This is a genomic window from Gimesia alba (assembly GCF_007744675.1).
GTDB classification, from domain to species: domain Bacteria; phylum Planctomycetota; class Planctomycetia; order Planctomycetales; family Planctomycetaceae; genus Gimesia; species Gimesia alba.
On record NZ_CP036269.1, the window covers coordinates 5,025,723 to 5,050,113 of the forward strand.

The 24,391-nt window shown below is 49.4% G+C and carries 22 protein-coding genes; 14 read left to right on the plus strand and 8 right to left on the minus strand.

Translation table 11 applies throughout. The annotated features are described in order from the left end of the window. Window positions 1-12: 12 nt before the first annotated feature. Window positions 13-1,173 carry a baeRF3 domain-containing protein gene (locus tag Pan241w_RS18810; RefSeq protein WP_145218808.1) on the plus strand — a complete coding sequence of 387 codons (1,161 nt, stop codon included), beginning with the start codon at window positions 13-15 and terminating at the stop codon, window positions 1,171-1,173. A 167-nt stretch (window positions 1,174-1,340) separates the two neighbouring features. Continuing rightward, window positions 1,341-1,988: a response regulator transcription factor gene (locus Pan241w_RS18815; protein WP_232107194.1), complete on the plus strand. Its 648-nt coding sequence runs from the start codon at window positions 1,341-1,343 to the stop codon at window positions 1,986-1,988. A gap of 125 nt (window positions 1,989-2,113) precedes the next feature. On the opposite strand, the gene Pan241w_RS18820 is transcribed toward Pan241w_RS18815, so the two are convergent. Continuing rightward, window positions 2,114-2,653, minus strand: coding sequence for an Hsp20/alpha crystallin family protein (locus Pan241w_RS18820; RefSeq protein WP_145218813.1), 540 nt, complete (start codon window positions 2,651-2,653; stop codon window positions 2,114-2,116). Between the two features lie 180 nt (window positions 2,654-2,833). Next, a complete protein-coding gene (locus Pan241w_RS18825) occupies window positions 2,834-3,085 on the minus strand; it encodes a hypothetical protein (RefSeq protein WP_145218815.1) in 252 nt (83 codons plus the stop codon). Window positions 3,086-3,368: 283 nt separating this feature from the next. Here Pan241w_RS18825 and Pan241w_RS18830 point away from each other — a divergent pair, with 283 nt between their 5' ends. Beyond that, window positions 3,369-3,806: a CBS domain-containing protein gene (locus Pan241w_RS18830; protein WP_145218817.1), complete on the plus strand. Its 438-nt coding sequence runs from the start codon at window positions 3,369-3,371 to the stop codon at window positions 3,804-3,806. A gap of 28 nt (window positions 3,807-3,834) precedes the next feature. After that, window positions 3,835-4,509 (plus strand): protein-L-isoaspartate(D-aspartate) O-methyltransferase, encoded by a 675-nt coding sequence (locus tag Pan241w_RS18835; protein WP_198000019.1) that lies wholly within the window; start codon window positions 3,835-3,837, stop codon window positions 4,507-4,509. A gap of 9 nt (window positions 4,510-4,518) precedes the next feature. On the opposite strand, the gene Pan241w_RS18840 is transcribed toward Pan241w_RS18835, so the two are convergent. The 4 genes from Pan241w_RS18840 to Pan241w_RS18855 form a co-directional block, all read right to left on the minus strand. Further along, a complete protein-coding gene (locus tag Pan241w_RS18840) occupies window positions 4,519-5,724 on the minus strand; it encodes a methionine adenosyltransferase (RefSeq protein WP_145218818.1) in 1,206 nt (401 codons plus the stop codon). A 56-nt stretch (window positions 5,725-5,780) separates the two neighbouring features. Continuing rightward, the gene (locus tag Pan241w_RS18845; RefSeq protein WP_145218821.1) at window positions 5,781-6,719 is read right to left on the minus strand and encodes a PAC2 family protein; all 939 of its coding nucleotides are present in this window, start codon (window positions 6,717-6,719) and stop codon (window positions 5,781-5,783) included. 242 nt (window positions 6,720-6,961) lie between these two features. Beyond that, complete coding sequence (locus Pan241w_RS18850; RefSeq protein ID WP_145218822.1) at window positions 6,962-8,452, minus strand: amidohydrolase; 1,491 nt, start codon at window positions 8,450-8,452, stop codon at window positions 6,962-6,964. Window positions 8,453-8,495: 43 nt separating this feature from the next. Next, window positions 8,496-8,927: a hypothetical protein gene (locus tag Pan241w_RS18855; protein ID WP_145218824.1), complete on the minus strand. Its 432-nt coding sequence runs from the start codon at window positions 8,925-8,927 to the stop codon at window positions 8,496-8,498. A gap of 581 nt (window positions 8,928-9,508) precedes the next feature. Here Pan241w_RS18855 and Pan241w_RS18860 point away from each other — a divergent pair. Both Pan241w_RS18860 and Pan241w_RS18865 read left to right on the plus strand, forming a co-directional pair. Further along, window positions 9,509-9,928 (plus strand): BlaI/MecI/CopY family transcriptional regulator, encoded by a 420-nt coding sequence (locus tag Pan241w_RS18860; protein ID WP_145218826.1) that lies wholly within the window; start codon window positions 9,509-9,511, stop codon window positions 9,926-9,928. Next, window positions 9,925-13,293 (plus strand): M56 family metallopeptidase, encoded by a 3,369-nt coding sequence (locus tag Pan241w_RS18865; RefSeq protein ID WP_145218827.1) that lies wholly within the window; start codon window positions 9,925-9,927, stop codon window positions 13,291-13,293. Before Pan241w_RS18860 ends, Pan241w_RS18865 begins: the two co-directional genes overlap by 4 nt. 15 nt (window positions 13,294-13,308) lie before the next feature. On the opposite strand, the gene dgt is transcribed toward Pan241w_RS18865, so the two are convergent. Together dgt and Pan241w_RS18875 are read right to left on the minus strand one after the other, a co-directional pair. After that, a complete protein-coding gene (dgt, locus tag Pan241w_RS18870; RefSeq protein WP_145218829.1) occupies window positions 13,309-14,673 on the minus strand; it encodes a dGTP triphosphohydrolase in 1,365 nt (454 codons plus the stop codon). Window positions 14,674-14,868: 195 nt separating this feature from the next. Next, on the minus strand, window positions 14,869-15,432 hold the full coding sequence (locus Pan241w_RS18875; protein ID WP_145218831.1) for a tetratricopeptide repeat protein: 564 nt from the start codon (window positions 15,430-15,432) through the stop codon (window positions 14,869-14,871). 286 nt (window positions 15,433-15,718) lie between these two features. On the opposite strand from Pan241w_RS18875, the gene Pan241w_RS18880 reads away from it, so the two are divergent. The 8 genes from Pan241w_RS18880 (at window position 15,719) to Pan241w_RS18915 (ending at window position 24,345) form a co-directional block, all read left to right on the plus strand. Continuing rightward, the gene (locus Pan241w_RS18880; RefSeq protein ID WP_145218833.1) at window positions 15,719-16,048 is read left to right on the plus strand and encodes a DUF2089 family protein; all 330 of its coding nucleotides are present in this window, start codon (window positions 15,719-15,721) and stop codon (window positions 16,046-16,048) included. Between the two features lie 20 nt (window positions 16,049-16,068). Then, on the plus strand, window positions 16,069-16,428 hold the full coding sequence (locus tag Pan241w_RS18885; RefSeq protein ID WP_145218835.1) for a hypothetical protein: 360 nt from the start codon (window positions 16,069-16,071) through the stop codon (window positions 16,426-16,428). 17 nt (window positions 16,429-16,445) lie between these two features. After that, complete coding sequence (locus Pan241w_RS18890; RefSeq protein ID WP_145218838.1) at window positions 16,446-17,996, plus strand: hypothetical protein; 1,551 nt, start codon at window positions 16,446-16,448, stop codon at window positions 17,994-17,996. A 351-nt stretch (window positions 17,997-18,347) separates the two neighbouring features. Next, window positions 18,348-19,370 carry a DUF1559 domain-containing protein gene (locus tag Pan241w_RS18895; protein WP_145218840.1) on the plus strand — a complete coding sequence of 341 codons (1,023 nt, stop codon included), beginning with the start codon at window positions 18,348-18,350 and terminating at the stop codon, window positions 19,368-19,370. A 202-nt stretch (window positions 19,371-19,572) separates the two neighbouring features. After that, the gene (locus tag Pan241w_RS18900) at window positions 19,573-20,019 is read left to right on the plus strand and encodes a hypothetical protein (protein WP_145218842.1); all 447 of its coding nucleotides are present in this window, start codon (window positions 19,573-19,575) and stop codon (window positions 20,017-20,019) included. A gap of 140 nt (window positions 20,020-20,159) precedes the next feature. Then, window positions 20,160-21,308, plus strand: coding sequence for an AraC family transcriptional regulator (locus tag Pan241w_RS18905; protein ID WP_198000020.1), 1,149 nt, complete (start codon window positions 20,160-20,162; stop codon window positions 21,306-21,308). 300 nt (window positions 21,309-21,608) lie between these two features. Continuing rightward, complete coding sequence (locus Pan241w_RS18910; protein ID WP_145218843.1) at window positions 21,609-23,240, plus strand: solute:sodium symporter family transporter; 1,632 nt, start codon at window positions 21,609-21,611, stop codon at window positions 23,238-23,240. A gap of 10 nt (window positions 23,241-23,250) precedes the next feature. Further along, window positions 23,251-24,345, plus strand: a complete 1,095-nt coding sequence (locus Pan241w_RS18915) for an aldose epimerase family protein (RefSeq protein WP_145218845.1) — start codon at window positions 23,251-23,253, stop codon at window positions 24,343-24,345. Window positions 24,346-24,391: the final 46 nt, after the last annotated feature.

The following is a 24,391-nucleotide window of genomic DNA, read 5'->3' on the forward strand; positions in this document are numbered from 1 at the left end:
AAGGAGCGTTCGATGAAGACCCTGTCACACGATGAACTCAAACCCCTGTCCGAGTGGGAACAAGGCCCTTGTGTTTCGATCTATTTACCACGCCATCAAGCGGTCTCAGAACATGGGAAAGATGCAATTCAACTTCGAAATTTGCTTGATGAAGCTGAAACATTGCTACAACAGCGTGGGCTGGGTGCAGTAGAAACACGTAAGTTTCTGGAAACAGGTCGACAGATTCAGAATGACGCAACTTTCTGGGAACGAGGCCCCGCACAGGGACTTTGTCTGCTGTTAGCACCTGGATTATCACATCAATACGATCTGACCTATCAATGCCCACAGATGCTGTCTGTTGATGAAGCGTTTTATGTCAGCCCCTTATTTTACAAAGCATACGAAGACGATCACTTCCATTTGCTGGCAATTTGCCCCAAATCAGTCAGGTTATTTCGATATCAAAACGGCGATTTCAAACAGCTCGAACTTCCGGACAATGTCCCTGCGAACCTGGAAGAGATTTCTGCAGAAACCCAATTTGAAGAATCATTACAGTATCATTCCACCTCTCCCAGTGGCTCCGGGGGAGAGAATGACGGAATGCAGCATGGACATGGTCTGACAAAAGAGCAGAATGAAAAGCTGCTTTCCGACTATTTTCAACTGCTGGCAAAACAATTGGAAAAACATCTGGATAACGATGGTCCGCCATTGATTCTGGTCGCTGCGGAAAAACAACAGAGTCTGTTCCGTAAACATTTTCAGTCGAAGAATCTTCTCAGAGATCGGATTCAGACATCGCCCGACCGTCTGGGCGATCAGGAACTACTGGAACTGGCTTTACCACTGGTAAATCAGTTTTCAAAAGAGTCTTTGCATAAAGCAGTCAAACAATATCGCAAGCATCTGGGTACCGAGCGAATTTCTCATCAACTGGAAGACATTTTACAGGCAGCCGGTGAAGGCCGTGTTGATGCGTTGTTTACTCCTCTCGGTAAAGAACTCTGGGGAAAAGTACCGAGTGATGGTGAATTGGTAAAAACACACTCACAGCCAGAAGCGGAAGACACTGCATTACTGAACTGTGCTATCCGACATACCTACAAGCATGGTGGCACCCCCTACATTATCGATAACGAGGATATGCCCGAAGACCAACCACTGATCGCTTATTTTCGTTGGTAAGAGATAAAACTTCGATCGTGTCGAAAACATTTGCATGACAGAGTTCTCTCATTCGAATTGAACAGATACAATCGCAGTCTTACTCGAATCCTAAATTTAAATTATCTCTATATCTTGCATTCTCAGGGCCTGTGATGGAAGAACCGAAGAGAGATCAGACAAATTGTTTGCAAACGCGAATCATGATTGTGGATGATCATCCGATTGTCCGTGAGGGGTACGTCCATCTCATTGCCAGACGGAAGGACTTACAAACCTGTGCACAGGCAGGAAGTAAAGCCGAAGCCATTCAGCAGATCTCAGAGAATACACCGGATCTTGTCATTGTGGATATCTCGCTCACAGATGGCAGTGGTTTGGAATTGATCAAAGACATCAAAGCACAATTCCCGGGAATCAAGATCCTGGCTGTCTCGATGCATGATGAATCACTGTTTGCTGAACGATCCATTCGCGCGGGAGCCCTGGGGTTTGTCAATAAACAACAGGCTCCCGAACAACTCATCAAAGCAATCGATCAGGTCATCCAGGGTAAAGTTTATCTAAGCCCTGAGGTCACCGAACGGATGATCTGCCGCTCGATCGGTTCCGATAATTATTCGGACCAATCCCCCATTGAAAGTCTCTCTGACCGGGAACTGGAAGTTTTTGAACAAATCGGCAATGGTGAAACGACGCGTCAAATAGCCAACAAACTCAATCTTAGTTCCAAGACCATCGAAACTTACCGGGAAAACATCAAGCACAAGCTCAACCTGGGAAATGCAACCGAGTTAACACGGCATGCGATCCAATGGGTTCTGGAAAATGAATAAGCCTTGATTGCTTAAGAATTCGAAGCATCGTGCAGGTTTGAAAACAAAAGAAATGGTGTGCCACAACACACCCTTGTGTGACACACCACTCCCGCGTTCTGAGAGTTCACTCTTCTTCATTCATGCTATTTCGCTTTAGGCTTCACAGCAATTTTATGAGGTTTCACAGATTCGCATTTGGGGAGACTCACAGTCAGGACACCATTTTCACAGTCGGCTTGAACCTGATCTTCATTGACTTCACAAGGCAAAGTCACGGCACGGGAAAAACTGCCTGAGTGCCGTTCAATACGATGATACGTCTTGCTTTTTTCTTCCGTTTCTTCTTTTCGTTCGCCGCTAATCCGCAATTGATTTCCGACGACTTCGACTTCAAGTTCCTCCGGTTTGATCCCCGGAACGTCCATCCGAACCTCAATCGCATCATTGGTTTCTGACATATCCAGTGAAGCATCAAACCCCTGGGTTAACCAGCCACCGCTCCAGTCATCAGAAAAACGGTTAATCAGGCTGTCCATTTCATCCCGTAACGACCAGAAAGGAGCACGCCCGAACAAGGAGTTCAGCTCCTGAGAAAAACGTGACAGCGGTGCTTTTTTACGCGCGATTTGAGTCGCTTCAGCAGGTGCACTTTTTTCTTTTTCCTTTGTCATTGTCGAAGCCATTGTCGTCTTCCTTACTACAAATATTGTTAGATTGAAAACCTCTGCAAAACTGCAGCAGTCATGCAGAAATGAACGTTGTCATTTACCACGAATTTCTGTCTTTACAATACGACAAAGAACACTTAATTCCGTTTTCTTTAATTCCCCCTCAATAATGAAAGCCGACCTGAGGAACAAAGTTTAAAAGCAGCCTTTACTGATATGGTCCGCCAGAATTTCCTTCATGCGGCTAATATTATCCTCTTCCTGCGCTTTGATATCTTCCCAGAACTTCTGCAATTCGGAATGACCTTGCGCATTGGCAATGTATTGATCGCAACGCCAGAGAGAGTCCAGCCGCTTACTTAACTCATGAATCATGTCGTGATCATGATCAGCACAGCCTTTGGTTTCGCCTATGTGTTCCATTTGTCGTTCGGCTACTAATGTCATTACAACTTCCTTTCTTTACCTATCAGGAATTTGAAGAAATCGACACACTCCTTTGATTCAATACAATACCCTCTCCCAACAAGAATAAAATCAGGAATTGAGATAAACCTGACTAGGGAAATCCCCCAATAAACCATACGGTTCATCTACCACCCTTCATGTATTTACACACTAATATCAGAAGGGTATGTTGAGAGTAGATTTGATGTTGTGCCAGATCTTCTTGTGTTTTCAACTCACTGGCAGATCATCAGAAACGTGAATTCTTTTTAAGGAGATCATCATGACCGTAGGCCGAATTTGCACCAGAGAAACGGACTTAGTCGATGCGGATGAATCAGTCCAGGTGGCAGCAGAACGCATGAATGCGCGAAATGTGGGAACGCTCATCGTACTGGATCAGGAATCGCATCCAGTCGGTCTGATTACCGACCGTGATCTGGCCTTGAGAATCGTGGGCAAAGGCCGCGATCCGATTCAAACGCTGGTCGGCGAGATCATGACTCAATTCCCTTACCATGTCAGCGAAGAGACACCCATAGAGACGGCACTTTCGAAAATGCGATCGGGCGGCTTTCGTCGACTACCTGTTGTCGATGCAGATGAAAAACTGGTCGGCGTGCTCTCACTCGATGACATTCTTGAGCTGCTCTGTTCTGAATTTACCGAGATCGGGAATCTCATCCGAAAAGAAAGCCCCCGCAGTCTGGCGCATCCTTAAAACCAGTTCGACGAAAGAACGAGATAACATGACCGAACCAACATCGAACCACGACAGTGATCTATGGGAAACGGCGCGACAAAAAATGGTCGAAAACCAGCTCCGATTTCGAGGCATCAGTGATCCTCGCGTGCTGGATGCCATGAGCCGCGTCCCGCGTGAGAAATTTGTTTCCCCCGAGCAGAAACAGTTCGCTTATAACGACTGTGCCCTCCCCATTGATTGCAGCCAGACGATCTCCCAGCCGTATACCGTCGCCTTTATGTGTGAAGCAGCTCGACTGACCGGGCATGAAAATGTGTTAGAAGTCGGCACTGGTTCCGGTTATGGGGCGGCTGTTTTATCTTTGCTCGCTCATGAAGTCCATACAATTGAACGCATCCCGGAATTAGTACAACAGGCGAGCGCACGACTGACGTCACTGGGATACTCCAACGTACACGTTTACAGTTCTGACGGAACATTGGGAGTCGCCGAAGCGGCTCCCTTTGACGCCATCATTGTCACTGCTGGAGCAGAAACTCTGCCGGAACCTTATGTCGAACAACTCAATGAAGGAGGCAGAATCATCATCCCCATCGGGTCAGAAACGATGGGACAAACCATGTACCGATACACGCTGATCAAAGGGGAATTAACACAGGAAAATCTGGGAGCGTTCGCCTTTGTTCCCCTGATCGGAGAATATGGCTGGTCGCGATGATAAATCTGCTTAATAAACGCTGAACTCTCCCCTCGAAAGCCGTAGAACAAAATCGTCCATCCCCGCCAGCTCTTTCTGAAGGATCTCCTGAATTGCCGGCTCAACATCCGACAGACTGGTATTCGCGGTTAAGATCACTTCCACGCTCATCATCCAGGGATCACTGATTTCACGTCCGATCTGACTACAGAGCCTGACGCAGACCTCTTTCACAGGCGGGATGGAATTGTAGATCTGGTCCGCGAGATAATGGCTCAATACATTATAAATCTTACCGACGTGGCTGACCGGATTTTTGCCCGCGGCTGCTTCCGTACTCATGGGACGATTCAAGGTAATTAAACCATTCACCCGATTTCCACGCCCAACCTGCCCCCCATCGGCCCCTTCTGCTGAAGTCCCCAACACAGTCAGATACATCCCCCCTGAGCCACGCTCCGGATCATCGAGCGTATTGATTTCAAGTTGAACCTGATCCAGCTCTTTCAGTTGAGGCTCTAAATATTGAATCAACTCTTGTTGCAGCTCCTGTTTCCGGTCGAAATACTGCTTTGCATCTTTGAAATGATAATCGACCATCGCAATAGCAACCGTCAGATATAAACTGCGATCGCGTCGGACCCCCATCACTTTGACATCTTCCCCTGTATCCGGATATTCAACTTTGAATTCCTCAGAATTGATCCGCTGTTCCGTTGCCAACACCAGTTGTTCGGTCTCCGATAAAGGTGCATAGCCTACCGCGGCGGACGTATCATTGGCAGAGAGTAAATTCCGGGCAAAGATATCGGTCAGTTCCGGGGAACCGGCTTTCAATTCATTTTGAAAGATCAGATGCTTCTCTGGATTCACATGTCGTAAATTATCCTGGATCCATCTCTTTGCACTGTTAATCGCGATCTCGTCTGTCGAAATCCGGTAACCGTCGCATTCTGCGGTGGCACGATCCCCAATCACCAGACGCATCGGTTCATTCACTATCCCCCCGCCCAGAGCAGGAGTTGTCTGCCCGGCGACCAGTAGCCCTTTATCAATATTATGATGTAACACACGGCCGATCATTTCAAAATAGGCCTGAGATAAATCGATGGAAATCGACTCGGCAATCCCGTCACAAATCGTATCTGGATGTCCGATCCCCTTGCGTTCGACAAATTCGGTCTGTTGTTCAGGAGTCGCAACCGTTCCCGACAGTGCCAGATTGAAGTTTTGCATCTACGTTCTTTCTTCTTGGTTCCTGTATTCAACTCAGATTACGGCGCAAGTTGATCTTATTTGTTATTCTTAAACAGATCCAGAAAACGATCTTCATAGTCTTTGAACAAATCCAGTCGGTCCAGTTCCTGTTTCAGCTCATAGGCTTTAGAACGATCCTGCTCCGCCTGGGCAAACAAGTTCTCAATGTTTTGCTCTTCCTCAGGTGTCAGCTTTGGTTCTTCCGGAGGCTCAGCTTGATAAGCTTCTTCATAGGATTCTGGCTGTTGTTCGCCCATTGATTGTTCAACACGCGATAGCAGTTCGCCCAGTCGTTGCTCCACTTCCTTTCCCTGCTCGGCCAGCTCTGTGGTATCGATGTCAATTCCGGAAATCAATTTGAACGACTCCAGAACTGCCAAAGACGCCTTGGGAAACGGGAGCTGAGAAAAAACATGCGGCATCTCGCCCAAAAGACAAGTCCCTTTAAGCCCCTTATCGGCGGCGGCCCCCAGCAAAATCCCGTTTAAACCACTGATGTTCCCCTCTTCCAAAATATTCAAGTCCCATTGTTTCAACTCATCCAGACTCTCAACATCAGTGACAGCGCTAAACACCCGCGATTCATGATCGGGATGCATGGCGGTAGCCATCGCGGCAAAGGTCAAGACGCGTTGAATCCCTAGATCATTCTGTGCATAGGCAATCAGTTTCTGGCAGTAGCTGTACTTGCCAAATTGAGGCTGCGCCTCCCCAATCAATACGACCAGATCATGTTTTCCCCGTGGATCTTTCCAGAGAAAAAAACGACTGCGGGGACGAACCCCCGTGCGAATCAGACCACGCTTCACATCCACATGATCGACATCAAAATATTCCGGCGGGGAATACTCCGCAAGCAGCTCCATCCCCAACTTCGCCATCAGGTAATAACCAGCGCTCAAACCAACATTCCCCATTCCCGGCCAAACTGCAATCAACCAGGGATCTGACAATTCTTCGGTATCGTCTATCATAGTTCATTCCTTCAGAATGGTTTTACTGAATCATTCTAGCGCTTTCATGTTATGACTTTTCAGAATTAAAACAACAATGACTCCACTCAGTAAATTCTGAGAACCTCCTAACACGTAAGACGTGCGTCAGTATTATTACTTAGGAAATTCAAAAACTATCGGGGTACTCCTGATATCGGGTCAATAAAATCAACATCCGAAATAATGAATCCACAAAACTTCCAGCGCGTTAATCTCCTGTGCTACCGAATTTTTACAGGCGGCTTTTGTCCCTTGGGAATCAGTGTAATATATTTTCGCTTTTGCATACGTTGATCAAAGTCCGCTTTCGCTTCCGTCACCAACGCCGGGTTTTCCAGCAACTCCACAGTGGAAGCCGCCAAGGCCTGAGCCGCATATAAAATCCCTTTTTCACCAATGGATGAACCAATACAGGCAACGTTCTGCCAGCTATGCCCCGGGTTCCCTGCTGCAAAACAGGTCGTCCGCAGTCCCCCGGTCGGAATATGCCAGCTGATATCTCCCACATCGGTTGAACCTTTCGATGATGTTCTGGACTCGACCAGCGTATGCACGCGGCTGTCAATCGCGACGGGGAAAGTTTGACCGAATTCTTCAATCAGCGGTTGTTGAATCCGCCGTGCGAAGGCTTTTTCTTCCGCGGAAAACTCCGGTGGTCCGATCGTCGTCAATTTTTGATGAATCATTTCCGATAAAGGCGTATTGGGAATCAGTTCGTGATTGTCGGTATCGACGTCGATTTTCAGTTTCGTCCGCGTCATCAACGCCGCCCCTTTGGCGATATCAACGACCCAACGATAATTACGTTCCAGATCCTCATGCGTATTCGCCCGCACGTAATACCAGACCGTTGCTTTCGCCGGCACCACGTTCGGCTGACCTCCCCCATCAATAATCACATAATGCATCCGCGCGTCTTCTTTCACATGTTCCCGCATATAATTCACGCCGGTATTCATCAGCTCAACTGCATCCAGGGCACTCACACCACTTTCCGGGCTCACTGAAGCATGCGCCGGCAGACCGGTGAATGTAAACTTGACTGAAACCAGCGCTTTGGAACTCCCCAGATGCACGTTCGTATTATTCGCAGGATGCCAGTGCAGGCAGATATCCAGATCCTTGAACTGCCCGTCGAGCAGCATGTAAACTTTTCCCAGTCCCGTCTCTTCTGCCGGCGTTCCATACAGACGAACCGTTCCTTTGAGCTGATGCTTGTCGATCGCCTCTTTCACCGCCAGCGCTGCTCCCAGAGCGGCTGTTCCCAAACCACTATGACCACAGGCATGCCCCGCTCCACCGTCTGCTTGAGTTTCGCGATAAGGAACTGCTTGCTGTGACAAGCCGGGTAACGCATCATACTCCGCCAGAATCCCAATCACCGGCTTGCCGCTCCCGTAACTGGCCACAAATGCGGTCGGCATATCTGCCACACCACTTTTGATCGTGAATCCATCCGCCTTCAGCTTCTCGATTAAGAGCTGCGATGACTTCGTTTCCTGCAAGCCGACCTCCGCATAATTCCAGATCGACTGATTGACGGCTTTCAGTTCTTCTGCCCGTTGAGTCACATTATCGACAGCCGTCTGCTGAGACTCAGTCAGCTTCGTAGCAGACTTTTCCGCAGCGGAAGCAAGACAACCCATATTCGAGTGCAGCAAAACCAGGACACATCCAGCCCACAACAGTTGTTTATTCAGGTTCAATCGCATGATGTTTTTCCTTGTAGATCAACGCGGGTCAGTTTTCCATTCATCATTCCAGCCTACCAAAGCCTGCGCATGATGTCATCTGTTTTCCCTGTTCATTGCCCTTCGATCCCCAGTGGAAGAACAGAACTTGACACTCAGTTGTCCAACACGAGAATGCGGAGCAAGCGTCGCGCGCGAGTGAGACCACATATTTGCTGACCGTATCGATAGCAAAACATCTCAGCACTATAAAACCCGCTGGTTTCAGCACGATTTTGCTTCTGAACAACTTGCCCCACTGCACAAGCTGCTCCATTTTCTGCGACAAACTGGACACAATTTGAACCAAACTGCGACAAACCTGAACCAAATTCTGACAAAGCTGAGCCAGAATTCGACCAGCTTTCCGCTTGACCTTGTCGCGTCCATCAGCAAAATCACTCCAAGTCAACATGCTCGCAATCTCCACAAGAAATAAAAAATTCATGTATTCCAAAATAAAAACTCCGTGCAAACATCAAGAGCCCCAAGTGCCACAAGCAATCTCGATGGGTGCTAATATCAAGCTCACCGGGTGCCGCTATTCAACTTACCGGGTGCCGCTGTTGGCTTTCCCAACAGTGCCCAAACAGAGCCGGCAATGAGTCAGTTCAACAAACGATTAACCCAAATACAGGAGCCCCATTCTATCCCATCACCACCAACAACAGCAGCTGGTCAACCAGCAGTAGTGCATGAAACAGACTGAAAGAAAACACTTGCTTATCTGAGTACCGCAACTCAGGATAAAAGAGACCAGCGTCCCTTCACTCAAGATTCAGAAAGTGTTTCCCATGAAGCCATTCCCGATCCTCTGTTTCACTGCGACAATCAACCTGCTAACAGGCTGATGTTCCAGCACGACTGCTTTCTTTCATTTTCAGCTTGAAAGAAATTTCCTCTCATTCACTTACCGGGAACCAAATTCACCTCACTACATCCAGAGAAGAATTATTCCAGAAAGCTCTTGACATAACTACATCCCGTAGGCATTATAACTACACAATGTAGTCATTCGTTTTATTCTGGAGTAAAAAAATGGTCCCGCCTGATTCAACCCCGCTCACCAAAGCCCAACGCGAGATTATGGAAATCGTCTGGGAGAAAGATGAAGTGACCGTCAGCGAAGTACGGGATGCTTTGGAAGCAAAGCGGAAGCTGGCGAGAAACACCGTGCTGACGATGATGGTGCGGTTGGAAGAGCGTGGCTGGCTGCAGCATCGGACGCAGGGCCGTACGTTTATTTATTCCGCCGCCCGCCCCCGGGCAGCCTCCCTGGGAATGAAGGTCAGTCAGATGGTCGACCGTTTGTTTGCCGGTTCCCCGGAAGATCTGGTCACCGCTTTGATTGAATACCGCGGCCTGACCAGTGAAGAGACAGAACGCATTCGCGAAATGATTGAACAAGCGGAGTCAAAGCAAAAACAATCTCGAAAACGGAGAGGGAAGCGGTCATGAACAGTTTGATTGGAAATCCCTTAGATCAGGTCCTGGTCTGGAGTCTGAACCTATTAATTCAGGTTGGCTGCATCGCCGCTCTCGCATCATTGGTAAGTCTTATGCTGCGACGCTCCCCGGCAAGACGTTACTGCCTGCTCTGTTCCTCACTGTTCCTGATTTGTGTGTCCCCCCTGCTTTCCGCAGTGATTCAGTCAACCGGAATGAACATCTTTTCGATTTCACTGATACAAAACACGCCTGCGTCAACAAAAGTGAGCACACAACCGGCTGCATCTTCACCCCATCTATTGAGCCAGAAAGCTCCCGAATCCTTCGTCCAGCAACAACCTGATCATCGGGCCCAGCCTGAAGAGAAACAGAACGCCGGATCTGACAAAGCCAGCAGTTCATCCCCCATGACTGCTCCTGGCCGGATGAAGAAATCAGAGACAGCCGCAGTAACCATTACCCGGGCTCCCACTGTTGCAGGCCGTCTTTTACACTCTGTTGTACTTCCGCTACTCATCCTCTGGTCCTGTATTTCACTATTTCTACTGATTCGACTGGCTGTGAAATGGTATCGTCTAACACTGCTATTAGAGTCAACAAAAGTGAATACCGATGAAAATTTAGCACAACTGTTTCAGCAAACATGGCGGTCTCTGAAAGTTCCGCAAAACAGAACGATCCCGGACCTGGTTTTTTCAGACCGGATCTCAGGGCCCTTTGCCGCCGGAATCTGGTCACCTAAAGTCGTACTCCCCGAAACCTTACTGCAACAGGTTTGTGCAGAACAAATGCGCGGAATTCTGATTCACGAACTGGCCCATATCGCGCGACGCGATCAATTTGTGGTCCTGCTGCAAACATTCATGGACGCTCTCTTCTGGGCGCACCCATTGGTCAGGCTGCTCAATCGTCAGCTCGCAGAGGCCCGCGAAGAAGTGTGCGACAATTACGTACTGACCGTAACTGATGCCCCCTCTTATAGCCGAACGTTGCTGACGATGGCTCAAATCCTGAATTCGCCCCGTGCCATTCCCGGTACCGTTGGCCTGTTTACCTCGCGCTGGAAATTGGAGCAGCGGATCATCGGTCTTTTGGATGAACAACGCTGTCGCATCACACGTTTGAACAAGCGAACTCTGGTACTCCTCACTCTCATGTCGGCGGGAATCGCCAGCATGGCTGCTTTCGGCACGCTCTCAATGGTGGTCGCTGAGAACACCACAGGAAATGCGCAGGTCAAACAGCCCGATCAGGCGACTGGTTCTGGGAGTTCCACAAAGCAAGTGGTCGCTGATGAGAAAGCAAAGACCGATGATGCTGAAAACAATCATTTCGTCTATACTGGTCGGATTGTCGATTCACAGGGACATCCCATCGCAGGTGCGAAAGTCGATGTTGACAATTCACAGTATCACTCCAAGCACCGGCAATCGAATATTTCTTTCCCCGTCCATAAGCAGCTGACAGAAACCCTGACGAATGCAGATGGAACATTCCGTCTTGAATTTGATGACGCCTGGACGCGCGTCATGCGTGCAAGCACAGTACGCAAAGCAAACTTTTACTACAGACAAAATCCTGGCACGCTCATCATTGCCTCGGCTCCCGGATATGCAACGGAATGGATCACTACCACCGACGCCGATCCGGATGTTCCATTAAAGATTACTCTAAGCAAAAGTGCCGCCCCGATTCGCGGGCGACTGGTCGATCTGGAGGGCCGCGGACTCGCAGGTATCACCGTGTCGGTAGAGGGAATCTGTTCTGCAGAAGAGGGTGCCGTAGATCGCTGGCTGCATGATTTACCCACGCTGCACCAACAGGGACTACTCCCCCCGGAAAAAATGAATATGAAATCAGGCAGCTACCGCGCCTCCATCGGGAAGTATCCCGGCGCATCCATGGTGAGCGCTAACACGCCCGGATTCCCGACCTCGGTCCAGACAGATCAAGCAGGCCGTTTTCAAATCACGAATATCGGTGCTGACCGGTTGCTGATTCTCAAAACCGAAGGCCCGCAAATGGCAACCGAACGTATCGCGGTTGTTGCAAGAGAGATGCAACCAGTTCAGGCACGTCCGATCGGCTATGGTGGTCCCCTCAATGGGACCCACTATGGAGCGACGTTCACACATGTGACAGAGCCAGGTCTCGTCGTGGAGGGTACTTTGCAAGATCGAGAAACCGGCATCCCCATTTCAGCAAGATTGATGGTACGCCAATGGGCTCGAGGATCAATGAGAGAAATTGAGCTTCCGAATCCCCATACAGACTCGAAAGGCAAGTATCGTTTTGAGCAACTGCCCTACTCAGGCACTTTACGGCTCTACGTGATCCCCGACGTCGATCAGCCCTACTTTGCGTCAGATTATTCTCTGCCGAAGCCCAGCGGTCTCAAACCAGTTTCGTTCAATATCAAGCTGCGGCGTGGCGTGATGTTTCACGGCACATTGACTGACAAGCAAACAGGCAAACCGATTCCCAATGCCAGCTTTGACTACTTCCCGCTGCTCACTAACAAAAATGCAGCCAGTTACAAACGTTATCAGGATAATTCGACCAGCCTGGAACCAATGCGACACCGTTTTATCTCAGCGGAAGACGGTTCATTTTCGCTCGTCGGAATTCCAGGAGCGGGAATCATCGGAGTGCGTGTCCAGAAAGGCGATTATCTATCAGGAATCGGGTTGGAAAAACTGACTCACCTCTTCGACAAAGAGCGACTTCAAACACACGACGATTGTTTCACAAAACTCTACCAGGTTGTAAAACTAGTAACGGTGCCCACAGGAGAAAGCGAAGTTCAGGTTGACTTACAGGCAGATCGTGGGGAATCGCTCCGGTTTGAAGTGGTCGGACCTGATGAAAAACCACTCACAAACTACACCATCAACCACCACCGTTTTCCCGGCACTGCTGGAGAACCCGCTACGGTAAATGGCTTTCATCCACAGCGAACCCGAACGATTTATTTCCGACATCTGCAGAAGCAACTGGGGCGCGCCGTCACGATTTATGGAGTCCCCGACGATCGCAATATTCGCAAAGTAAAACTAGAGCCTCTCGGGTCAGTAAAAGGTCAATTACTCACTGCGGAGGGGAAGCCAGACATTGATGCCCCGATTTCAATCCATCGGGAAGCGGTTCCCGGCACAGAAGCTTTACCCAATTTTGAATCCGTACTCGTCATGAGTCAAAAAAATTGCGATGCTGAAGGAAATTTCCTGTTCCATGATCTGATGGTTGGTGCTGAATTCACGTTGCGTGCAAACCAATGGAAAGGACGGCGTTTTTATCCTCTGCCGGGTCAGATCAAAATCAAACCAGGACAAAAAATCGATCTGGGAGCGATCACAGTACCTGACAAAAAGTGAAACAGGGCGACGCGCTTATTTCATATCCAATGAAAATCCGCCGATTTCACCCGAGACTTTCATGGCGTAATCATCAGTCATGCCGCTGACATAATCCATGACCTGCTGAACCCACCAGCTGTAATTTTTCTCCAGATTCTGTTGAACATGATCTTGTCCCCACGTCAGTTCGATACAACGTTTGGAAAGAAAATGGATCTGTTCATAGTCTGTGGAACTGACAATGGATTGAATGGTTTTAAACAGTGACTTCAGAACGCGCCCCAGAATATGATACGCTCCCAGTTCGGTCGCGATCTTTTTCCGGTGCCCGAAGATATCGTCATAAAACTGATTGACTTCGTTGAGCAGATCAAAATATTTTTTGTCTAGAGACGCTTTGAGATCATCCTCGCGCTCGCCGTTCATAATAAATCGGAAATTAGTTTCAAACACATTCCAGAACTCTTCGATCAGGCTTTGAATCGCCTGACCGCGAATTTGCGGAAGACTCATCCAGGCATTGTTCGGATTATTTGAAATATCCAGAAACAGTCTGTGCACATCTCGCCGCTTGCAAATCCCCATTTCGACGGCATCTTCCAGATCCAGAATACGATAACAAATATCATCGGCCGCTTCGGTTAAAAAGGACAAGGGATGTCGACAGATCTCTCCCTGTTTATTAGACAATCCCAATTCCGCTGAGATCTGCTGAAAGAGTTCTGACTCTGACGTATAGACATTGTGCTTCTTTTTCCGTTCCGTTCTGGGATCTGTTGAGAGCCACGGATATTTGATGGCAGAACTCAGTGTGGCGTAAGTCAATCTCAGATATCCGGCAATCGCATTGTCTCGTCGGGCGGCAACCCGAAATCCCTGCGCGTTCCCTTCAAAGTTCAGACAATCGCTGACACACTGGTTACGTTGCTCCTCGTTCTCAAAGGCATCCTCGGAAAAATATTCGTCCAGGTGTTCCTGGACCCAGGCCCGAACCACCTCTTCTCCCGCGTGACCAAAGGGGGGATTTCCGATATCATGAATCAGGCACGCAGATTGAAGAATCCAACTGACATCAAGTTGGGCATTCTCAGAAAGATCGCTCTCTTTTCCTGCCAATTCCACAACGAGATCGGCAAACGTACGCCCTACACTGGCCACTTCGAGTGAATGAATCAGCCGATTATGAATATGATCGTTACTGGCCATCGGATGAACTTGTGTTTTTCGGGCCAACCTGCGGAACGGCAGAGAGAAAACGATCCGGTCGTAATCGGCTTCAAACGCCGTTCTTCGATCTTTTTCCACATAACTCCGGTCAAATTCTTTGACAGCCTCTTTTTGGGGACTGGGAACTCTACTGGCTGAGAGGAGTTTATTCCACGATAATTTATGAGACATCGACTTCGATCTCACTCCAGAAAAACAAAAACAGGAAAAAAGTATTCAGAGAGAATAGGAAAGCAGCAAATAAAGGTCAAAGGGGTGATAGCTGAAAAATACCAACACCACTACATTTCTTGCGCAAGCATTCCCGTATTCAGACGATCGCTGGGACTTGAGACTGTTTTCATGCCCTCTGCCGCTGATTGGAAGTTAGATGATCCGGTCTGTGAATGAGTACTCTTTCTCAAACACATTGGGCATCAACTCCTTGCCTCGCTCGCGATCCCGTTTTGCTTTCTCTTCCTCGCCTTGAAACTGATAAGCCAGCCAGCGATGGAAATAAGCTTCCCAGTCATCGGGTTTGAGTTCAATTGCCTCAGAATAATCGGCAATTGCCAGATCGACCTGCTCGTTGTCCCAACGGAGGAGCCCCCGGTGCACGTAAATGGAAGCGAGTCGGGTTGAATTATAATCAGGCTGTTTTTCCGCCTGCTGAATTGCCTGATCCAAATCTTCCTTGGCAGCCGTGTAGCGCCCGACGCCCATATACAATACCGCCCTCCCAAAAAGCGCATCGACGTCTCCTGAATTGGCATCAATGGCGAGATTGTATTTTGCTAATCGCTCCTGATATTCTCCCGCATCATCCAACGTGCGAAAATAGGAGAGTGGCTTATAGTGCTCAGGCGCAGTCATATAGACCGGAATGCATCCCGACAGACTGAACAGGCACAGGACCATCCACGACAAGGGGCGCTTTGACTGATTCCGCATAAAACATCCTGATCCAGACGAATTCGGTTCTGGATACACCTACTTGAATGATAAAGTGGGTAAGGAACACAGTTCCAGCCCCGTCCGCCTCACGATAAAAACCGCCCCTGTCGCGCGTAATGTAGTCCAGAACACGCCATTACTGCAATACGATTCCGCTCGCTGTAAACTACCTGAATCCAGCAAATTATTGAATTTTTATCATTTTAACTCAACTTTATTCTTTACATTATTAAACAATAACTCAACAATATTAAACATGAGCAACATTAAGCAAAATGAATCTATGAACAGAATCACCAACAAATCACAGCTGATTCCCGGTCGAACTCAACGCCCCGAGCATCCATTACTGTCTCTGGATCAGGAGAATCTTGAGTTCGTTCTGCAGCTGGTCCTGGCATCCGGTTCACTGAAAGAACTGGCACGCTATTACGGGATCAGCTACCCGACGGTGCGAGCACGGCTGGATAAATTGATCGTGCGGCTGCAATTGATCGTCGAAAGCCGCGAGCGGGATGAAATGGCGAATCTGCTGGCCAATCTTGTTGAAGCCAGCCAACTCACCAGCACAGCGGCTCAGAGCATTCTCGAGTTGCATCGATCCAATCACTAACAGCAGAGAGGAATCCTAATATGGACGCACCCTGGTTTGACCCTAATACATTTGGTGCCTGGTTCGGCATGATTGTCGGCGGAGGTGGAGGTACGCTGTGTGGTTTATTGGGGGCTCTGTGCGGGATCCTGAGCCCGCGCGGGAAGGGACGAAAATTCATCCTTGGCGGAATGTTCGTCTTTGCCATCATCGGACTGTTTTTGTTTGCCACCGGCCTGTTCGCCTTGTTGAGCGGGCAACCGTATGGGATCTGGTATCCATTCCTGATGTCGGGATTCGTTTTTGCGACCGTCAACGGCGCACTGATTCCTGTGATTCGCAAAAACTACGAGCAGGCTGAGAATCGCCGCATCGCCGCAAAGTCAATTCGCGTCGGCTGAATGAAGGAAGACGAAACGTGGTCATCGAACAAAAGAGACGTTTGGCTTCGATCTGGACCTTCAGTCTGATCGGAATTACTGTCGTCGGTTTTGTCCTGTTCTCTGCCTATCAGCCGTTCGCACTGTCAAAGCCGCGTGAACCACTGGCCGTTCGAATGGATTCGTCAGGCCCCTATCTCATTCTCGCTTCCGCAGCCGCAGATCGCGACTATCAGCAGGCAATTCAAAAAGCGCAGGCTCTGCATCCCAAAGCCACCCGTTTGAAGTTCTCAACCGACGATTTGGAATCGGTTCTAGAACAACTCAGAACAATCCAGCCGCGGTATGCGTTGATCTTTATCAAGCCGGACGAACTGGATGTGAACTTTGCCTGGAAATGGCTGAAATTGACGACGCAGATTGACGACGACACTCTCGTTGACGTCAGCAGCGGATTCATCACCGGCTCAACTCCCGCAGCAGCCGCCACATTCGTTGACCGGATTGCCAAAACCGTAAGCGGTGAATTGACATTGCCGGGTAAGCTCATCGATAATTTCGGGCCCAACCCCCAAGCATTAGAAAACAGTTTCATCCAGCAGCCGGGTTGTTTTATGATTCCCGTTTATCAGGAACGGACTGCACTCGCAAGCATCTCTCACGGAACAAGTGGATTCACCAATCATCGACTGGGATCAATGCAAGACGCAGGTCTAATCCATCTCGGCGGGCACGGCTATCCGGACCGGATTGTTGACGGACTACAAGCGCAGCAGACGAAACAACTGAAACTCTCCCCCTGCATCGTATTCAACGGCGCCTGTTACACGGGTGTCACCAGTCGCTGGTTCAATCAATGGACGGCGAATGGAGCAGTCAAAAGTGAAACGATTGCCACTGAGAAATGTTTTTGCCTGAACCTGCTCGGTAACAGCGCCATCGCCTATCTGGCCGCACTGCACCCTGACCACGGGATTCCCGTTTACCAGGAAATGGAATACCTGGCCTACTCTGGAAAATCAATCGGCGATGTCATGCGACACACGCACAACGGAGTCATATTGGGAAACGGTGGGACGCTGCCAACCTTCGAGCCGTTTAGGGACAAGATGCCCTCGCCAAAATGGACTCCCAGCGATGTGATGCTTAAAGGGACGGCTGCGCGGATTTTGTTTGGCGACCCTGCGTTGATCGTTTCAGAGGCTTTCACCAAACCGCCGTTTGAGGTGACGACATCACTCATCAGTTCCGATCAGTTCCAAATCACGGCGCTCTTGTCGAACACTCAATTGAAGAGCGAATTCACTGACACCTACCACTCCGATCTGTCCTCGAATAAGCAACTGTTCAACGATCGCGCCCTGATCGTCGTTGATCTGCCAGAGGACTGGAAGGAAATCAGTTCGGTCGAAGTTTCTTCAGCACGTGCTGCTGGACAAGACATCCAAAACCGACTGCTAGGCTATACCGTCGAGACGGAGGGCCAGCGGCAGCGATTGCATATCCAGGTAGACTTGCCTACCACCGGCTACATGCAGTCTGCATTTCGACAAAAAGGCTCAAAGATCGTCCTCAAGGTCAGCCGCTAAAAAGTATCAAATGTAAGCACAATCACGTAGTCGCTGGCGCCCCCTGGTTTCATTCTCAGTCACTTTGAGACGGACCGGAAATCAGAGTTCAGACCGATCGCATCTTTGGAACAAAATACACGGGATTGATCGAGATAAGTCTCTCTGACAATTTCAAGTTAACATCGAGTTAACAATTGATGAATAAAAGCGAAGTCAAACACAATGCCATTGAACACGGAACAATCCGTGGATAACGTATCCGCATGAATGCGATTTTGTAATGGCCTGGAAGTAGAGTAAGCAGAATTCCAACATTTGCTGATGATTGAGTTCTTTCTCCATACAATTCTACAGAATAAGGAATTAACGATGCGAAATCATTCCTTTTGCCGATTTGATTCAAAATTATTTCGACGCTCCGCATTCACTTTGATTGAACTTCTCGTTGTCATTGCCATCATTGCGATTCTGATCGCATTATTGCTGCCGGCAGTCCAGCAGGCACGCGAAGCGGCCAGACGCTCTACCTGCAAAAATAACTTGAAGCAACTTGCTTTGGCATTACATAACTATCACTCAACGCACACGGTTTTCCCCCCCGGCAGTGTGAACGGTGCCGGCGATAATCCCAATGGCTCGAATGGGTCCGGAGGGGTCGCCATTGGTGGCTCATGGATTCTCATGTTACTGGCAGATATTGAGCAGTCGGCCATGTTCAACGACTTCATGAAAATCGCCAACGAACGACCGGAAGTTCTGGACTGGCTTGGAAATGGAACCTATACCTCACAAGGCATTGATGTTGGCAGCAAACAGATCAAGTCGATGCTTTGCCCCTCGCATCCTCAAAATCTAGAGCAATTTGGAAATGGAACCGCCCTGGAAAATTTAGCCCGGGGAAATTACGCAGCCAACTATGGCAAAGCCGGCTATGGCCGGATTCATACAAACGATATGAAAAAAGGAGGCGTCTTCGGCAATAATTCCAGTATCGGCATACGGGACATCATCGACGGCACATCCAATACACTGGCATTAAGCGAACTCAAGTTTCGTCTGCAAAGTTCGACCGGACCATCCAGGCAGGATACCCGTGGTACCTGGCCTTACGGCGTCATGGGCGGCAACGTTTTCAGTACGCAGACCGGACCAAACAGCTCGACACCCGATGGAATCTGGGGCTGCCGCAGTTATCCCGAGGAAGGCATGCCGTGTATTCAAATCGGCTCGCCCTATACCGAAATGTACTCTGCCGCACGCAGCTATCACACAGGTGGAGTTCAGGGCGCCATGGCAGATGGCTCAGTGAGATTTTTCTCTGAGAACATCGACCTTGCGCTCTGGCAAGCCTTGAGTACCCGAGGCGGTCGCGAAGTTGTGGATAACTTCTAACCAGAAGTCGCAGCCTTATAAAACGACTCGCTTCATGTTGTTCAGGACCGAACCGCTCTTTCGCTTCTCACTTTCGCTTCCTACACAATGAATTTCATCATAACCGAGGACATTGTGTGAGATTATTTTTATTCAAAGAAATACCATGATTTCATTCAATCGAAATACATACTCCCTCTTTGTTTTTCTGAACTTGTCCATCATGCTGAACGGCTGCGGTGGTGAGGAACGGGCCACAGTTTATCCCACCAGTGGCATCGTCCACTATGATGGCAAGCCGATGGTGGGGGGAGGGGCAATTTCGTTCGTCCCGATTTCCAGTCAAAAAGGTAAGGCCGCCGGTGGAATCATCAAAGAAGATGGCACCTTTGTCATGTCTACTTATGAAGAAGGCGATGGTTCCATCGAGGGAGAATTTCGCGTCATCGTTTATCAAACCACGGTGCAAGAACCACAAACAGTAGAAGATAGTGATGGCGCTGCATCGGAAACAAGTCCCGGACCTGCTCCTACTGAACCAATTCAAACAGTAGAAAAGAAGGATCGAATCCCCATCCTCTATTCTGACGCAGCAAAATCGCCTGTGACAGTCAAAATCGATCCCAACGGCCAAAATGAATCATTGAATATTGATCTCAAACCCCTGTAATCATTGATGGGTTGTCATGAAAGAGACCAGTTGCCCCCGCCAAATTACTAGAGGCAGACGCTGGTCTTGAAATTTATCCCCGCTTCATCACAGCATACACAGCCTCGACGGTGCGTTTCGAAACCGGTAAGCTATGCAGGATGAAACGACATGTGGCACTCATTATTGAAACTTCCAGCAGCTACGGCAGAGATCTTCTGGCGGGCATCGTCCGTTTTATGCGGATGCATGATGAATGGTCCGTCTTTCTGGAACAACGCGATCTCAGAAAAAAGCCGCCCGCGTGGCTGAGAAAATGGAACGGCGATGGAATCATTTCCCGTGCCACCACTCCTGATCTGGTCAAGGCCATCGCGACGACCGGCGTTCCGTTGGTCGAACTCACGGACCGCGGAGAAGACCTAGGCCTCCTGCAAGTCAGGTCAGACGATCATGCAATCGGCAGGATCGCAGCCGAACATTTACTCGAACGCGGTTTCCAGAAATTCGGATTTTGTGGCTTCACCGGTGAAGCCTGGTCGAAACGCAGACAGGACGGCTTTGTTGAAGCGTTAGGTGCGGCGGGATTTGACTGTGACATCTATAATTCCCCCTGGCATGGTCCTTCCGTTCGATCATGGGAAGACGTTCAAAGCAAACTGACAAAATGGCTGAAGCAGTTTCCGCGCCCCTTCGCCGTCATGACCTGTAACGATATGCGCGGTCAGCATGTGCTCGATGCCTGCTCGAATGCCGAACTGGCAGTGCCAGAAGAGGTGGCCGTCATCGGCGTTGATAACGACGATTTATTATGCCGCATCTGTGCGCCTCCCCTGTCCAGTGTCATTCCGAACGCCGAAGCCGTCGGATTTCGTGCCGCCGATCTGTTGTCCCAGGTCATGAATGGCAACAACATCACGGAATCGTCTCAGGTGATCTCGCCCATTGGTATCGCCACGCGACAATCAACGGATGTCGTCGCCATTGATGATCCGGAGATCGCAGCGGCCCTGCAGTTCATTCGCGAAAATGCCTGCCGGGGAATCAGCGTCGATGAAGTCACACAGAACGCTTCCATCTCACGCAGCACTTTGGAACGTCAGTTGAGAAAATATCTCGGACGTACCCCGCAGGAAGAGATCCGACATGTGCAAGTCGGGCGCATTCAGGAATTGCTGCTGACGACAGATTTATCGATCGAACGTATCTCTACATTATGCGGTTTCGAGCACCCGGAGTACATGCACGTCGTGTTCAAACGGCTGACCCAGATCACTCCCGGAGAATTCCGCCGACAGTCACAGGCCTGATTCCAAATTGACAATATATCTTACATCCGTGACGTTTCATCTCATTGTTTCCGGTCAGAGCGCACTTATAATCTGATTTGCTTCCCTTCATCAACTGTAATGATCCCTCAAACTAAATCGAATATCGTGAATGGGCAAATCACTCTGAAGTAAACCAGTGCAACAGACAGTGAACGCTGTTGTTTTACTGGTATTCAGAGTAGAGGCTGTGTACTGTATCGTGTTGCCTTTCAATAAACGCACCATTTCGATGCACTAAAACCAAATCATAGCCTCAAACGATTATGGGAACGAAACAACATGCTAATGACAATTCTTTCATTTCTGTTCTTCACCGGTCTGGTCGCCTTCCTTACCTGGCGAATTACGCGCCGCGATGATCATGCCAGCAGTAGCGGCTATTTTCTCGCCGGGCGTTCGTTGACGTTTCCCTTAATCGCCGGTTCACTGTTACTGACCAATCTCTCCACCGAACAGATGGTGGGGCTCAACGGCGCTGCCTTCACCGACGGGCTGTGTGTGATGGTCTGGGAAGTGCTCTGCGTAATTGCCCTGGTCTTCATGGCCTGGTTCTTTTTGCCGCGGTTCCTCAAAAGCGGGGTCGCTACTGTGCCCGAATATCTGGGAATTCGCTTTGACCACCAGACACAGGTCATCACGAACCTGATCTTCCTGGTCGCCTATGTAGGGATTCTGCTCCCGATCATTCTCTACACGGGTGCTACCGGAATGATTGATATTCTCGACATCCATTCCATCTTAGGGAGTTGGCCGGAATCACTGGACATCGATGCTCACACGCTGGCTCTATGGCTGATTGTCTGGATTGTCGGCATCATCGGATCCATCTACGCCTTGTTCGGTGGTTTGCGAACAGTGGCCGTCTCCGACACATTAAATGGCATCGGCCTCTTGGTCGGCGGCTTTTTAATTACCGGTTTCGCACTGGCGACGCTGGGTGGTGAAGGCGGAATCTCCGCGGGTGCCTCTCAGATATTTGAAGAACAGAAAGAGCGATTCAATTCCATCGGCAGCCGCACCTCATCGGTTCCGTTTGGAGCTGTCTTTTCGGGCATCTTTCTTCTGCACCTGTTCTACTGGACGACGAACCAGCAGATTATCCAACGCACGCTGGGCGCCAGCAGTTTAGCAGAAGGACAGAAAGGAGTCCTGTTGACTGGAGCACTCAAGCTGCTGGGCCCCCTCTATCTGGTGATTCCCGGCATGATCGCCTTCACCATGTTTGCAGGGGACAACATCAAAGCCGACCGTGCCTATGGGTTACTGGTACAGCATGTCCTGCCTGCACCACTGACCGGTTTTTTCGCCGCCGCCATGATCGGCGCGATTCTTTCCAGTTTCAATTCCGCGTTGAACAGTTCCTGTACCCTGTTTAGCCTGGGACTGTATAAAAATGTATTTCAACCGAATGCCAGTGAAGCCGCCGTCGTGAAATCGGGAAAAGTATTCGGCTGGATCGTTGCCGTAGTGGCAATGTCGATCGCCCCGTTACTGGCAAATACCACCAGTATTTTCGGCTATCTGCAAAAGATGAACGGCATTTACTTCATCCCCATTTTCGCTGTGGTGTTGATAGGGATGTTAACCAAACGCGTCCCATCAATTGCCGCCAAGGCTGGACTGATTGTGGGCTTCACCGTGATTGCCATCGGTTATTTCGTGTATCCGTTCTCTACCATCGTCACTTCTCTGCACGAATATCACTTTCTGGGTCTCGTCTTCAGCTGGTTAGTGATTTTAATGCTGATCATCGGTGAAATCGCCCCGCGCGAAACCGAATTTGAACAGGAAGACGTCGGAGCCGTAGATATGACGCCGTGGCAACTCGCTAAACCGGCCGGCTATATCCTGATTCTGATCGTCTTTACAATTTACGCTACATTTGCAAACTTCTCAGTTCTCGCCTCATAAGGAAGTTGAAATGAAAACATGCTCATTATTTACTGCCATTGTTTTATGCCTGGCTGCCTCTGCCTTGGGTCAGGTGGAAGATTTCGACAGCATCAAGCTGTATACGTTGAAAAACAATTCTGGCATGACAGTCAAGGTCACCAACTACGGTGCCATCATCACATCCATTACCGTCCCAGACCGCAACGGAAAAATGGCAGACATTGCCCTCGGTTACAATCGTGTTGAGGACTACATCAACGCGGTGGATAAGCCCTACTTCGGCGCCATCGTGGGCCGCTACGGTAACCGCATCGCCAAAGGCCAATTCACGCTCAACGGCGAAACGTATTCCCTCGCTAAAAATAATGGCGAGAACCATCTGCACGGCGGCATCATCGGCCTCGATAAAGTCGTCTGGGACGCAACCCAGGTTTCTCCGACAAAAATCGAACTGACCTACCTCGCCAAGGACCACGAAGAAGGTTACCCGGGAAACCTCAACATTAAAGTCACCTACACACTGACCAACAAGAATCAATTGATCGTGGACTACCTCGCGACAACCGACAAAGCAACCCCCGTCAATCTGACGCAGCACACTTACTTCAACCTGAAAGGGGAAGGCGCCGGCACCATTCTCGACCACGAACTGATGCTGAATGCCAAAAAATATACACCCGTTGATGAAACATTGATCCCCACCGGCGAACTGGCGGCTGTCGCAGGCACACCATTTGACTTTACCTCAGCCAAACCCATTGGCCGGGACATCAATCAAAAGGATGAACAGTTGAAATTCGGCGGCGGCTTTGATCACAATTGGGTCCTCGACAAAAACGGCAAAGAAAATCAGCTGACACTCGCCGCCAAAGTGTATGAACCTGAGTCAGGACGCGTTCTCGAAATCAGCACCACCGAACCCGGAATTCAATTCTATTGCGGCAACTTCCTGGACGGGCGTTTGACTGGAAAGTCGGGCAAACCGTACGTGCATCGCGGCGGCTTCTGCCTGGAAACACAACACTATCCCGACAGTCCCAATCAACCCAATTTCCCGACCACGATCTTAAAACCGGGTGAGGAATACAAATCGACCACGGTCTTTCAATTTTCAACGAAATAACGAAACCAGATCAATTTCGATCACTTCAACAACAAACTTTTTGGAA

What these genes read in the sequence shown, in the direction of transcription:
- Pan241w_RS18850 (WP_145218822.1), bottom strand. Translation starts at nt 8,452, where the DNA reads ATGCGATTGAACCTGAATAAACAACTGTTGTGGGCTGGATGTGTCCTG.
- Pan241w_RS18860 (WP_145218826.1), top strand. Translation starts at nt 9,509, where the DNA reads ATGGTCCCGCCTGATTCAACCCCGCTCACCAAAGCCCAACGCGAGATT.
- dgt (WP_145218829.1), bottom strand. Translation starts at nt 14,673, where the DNA reads ATGTCTCATAAATTATCGTGGAATAAACTCCTCTCAGCCAGTAGAGTT.
- Pan241w_RS18835 (WP_198000019.1), top strand. Translation starts at nt 3,835, where the DNA reads ATGACCGAACCAACATCGAACCACGACAGTGATCTATGGGAAACGGCG.
- Pan241w_RS18880 (WP_145218833.1), top strand. Translation starts at nt 15,719, where the DNA reads ATGAACAGAATCACCAACAAATCACAGCTGATTCCCGGTCGAACTCAA.
- Pan241w_RS18900 (WP_145218842.1), top strand. Translation starts at nt 19,573, where the DNA reads ATGCTGAACGGCTGCGGTGGTGAGGAACGGGCCACAGTTTATCCCACC.
- Pan241w_RS18905 (WP_198000020.1), top strand. Translation starts at nt 20,160, where the DNA reads ATGAAACGACATGTGGCACTCATTATTGAAACTTCCAGCAGCTACGGC.
- Pan241w_RS18895 (WP_145218840.1), top strand. Translation starts at nt 18,348, where the DNA reads ATGCGAAATCATTCCTTTTGCCGATTTGATTCAAAATTATTTCGACGC.
- Pan241w_RS18875 (WP_145218831.1), bottom strand. Translation starts at nt 15,432, where the DNA reads ATGCGGAATCAGTCAAAGCGCCCCTTGTCGTGGATGGTCCTGTGCCTG.
- Pan241w_RS18825 (WP_145218815.1), bottom strand. Translation starts at nt 3,085, where the DNA reads ATGACATTAGTAGCCGAACGACAAATGGAACACATAGGCGAAACCAAA.
- Pan241w_RS18885 (WP_145218835.1), top strand. Translation starts at nt 16,069, where the DNA reads ATGGACGCACCCTGGTTTGACCCTAATACATTTGGTGCCTGGTTCGGC.
- Pan241w_RS18840 (WP_145218818.1), bottom strand. Translation starts at nt 5,724, where the DNA reads ATGCAAAACTTCAATCTGGCACTGTCGGGAACGGTTGCGACTCCTGAA.
- Pan241w_RS18845 (WP_145218821.1), bottom strand. Translation starts at nt 6,719, where the DNA reads ATGATAGACGATACCGAAGAATTGTCAGATCCCTGGTTGATTGCAGTT.
- Pan241w_RS18865 (WP_145218827.1), top strand. Translation starts at nt 9,925, where the DNA reads ATGAACAGTTTGATTGGAAATCCCTTAGATCAGGTCCTGGTCTGGAGT.
- Pan241w_RS18915 (WP_145218845.1), top strand. Translation starts at nt 23,251, where the DNA reads ATGAAAACATGCTCATTATTTACTGCCATTGTTTTATGCCTGGCTGCC.
- Pan241w_RS18910 (WP_145218843.1), top strand. Translation starts at nt 21,609, where the DNA reads ATGCTAATGACAATTCTTTCATTTCTGTTCTTCACCGGTCTGGTCGCC.
- Pan241w_RS18810 (WP_145218808.1), top strand. Translation starts at nt 13, where the DNA reads ATGAAGACCCTGTCACACGATGAACTCAAACCCCTGTCCGAGTGGGAA.
- Pan241w_RS18830 (WP_145218817.1), top strand. Translation starts at nt 3,369, where the DNA reads ATGACCGTAGGCCGAATTTGCACCAGAGAAACGGACTTAGTCGATGCG.
- Pan241w_RS18820 (WP_145218813.1), bottom strand. Translation starts at nt 2,653, where the DNA reads ATGGCTTCGACAATGACAAAGGAAAAAGAAAAAAGTGCACCTGCTGAA.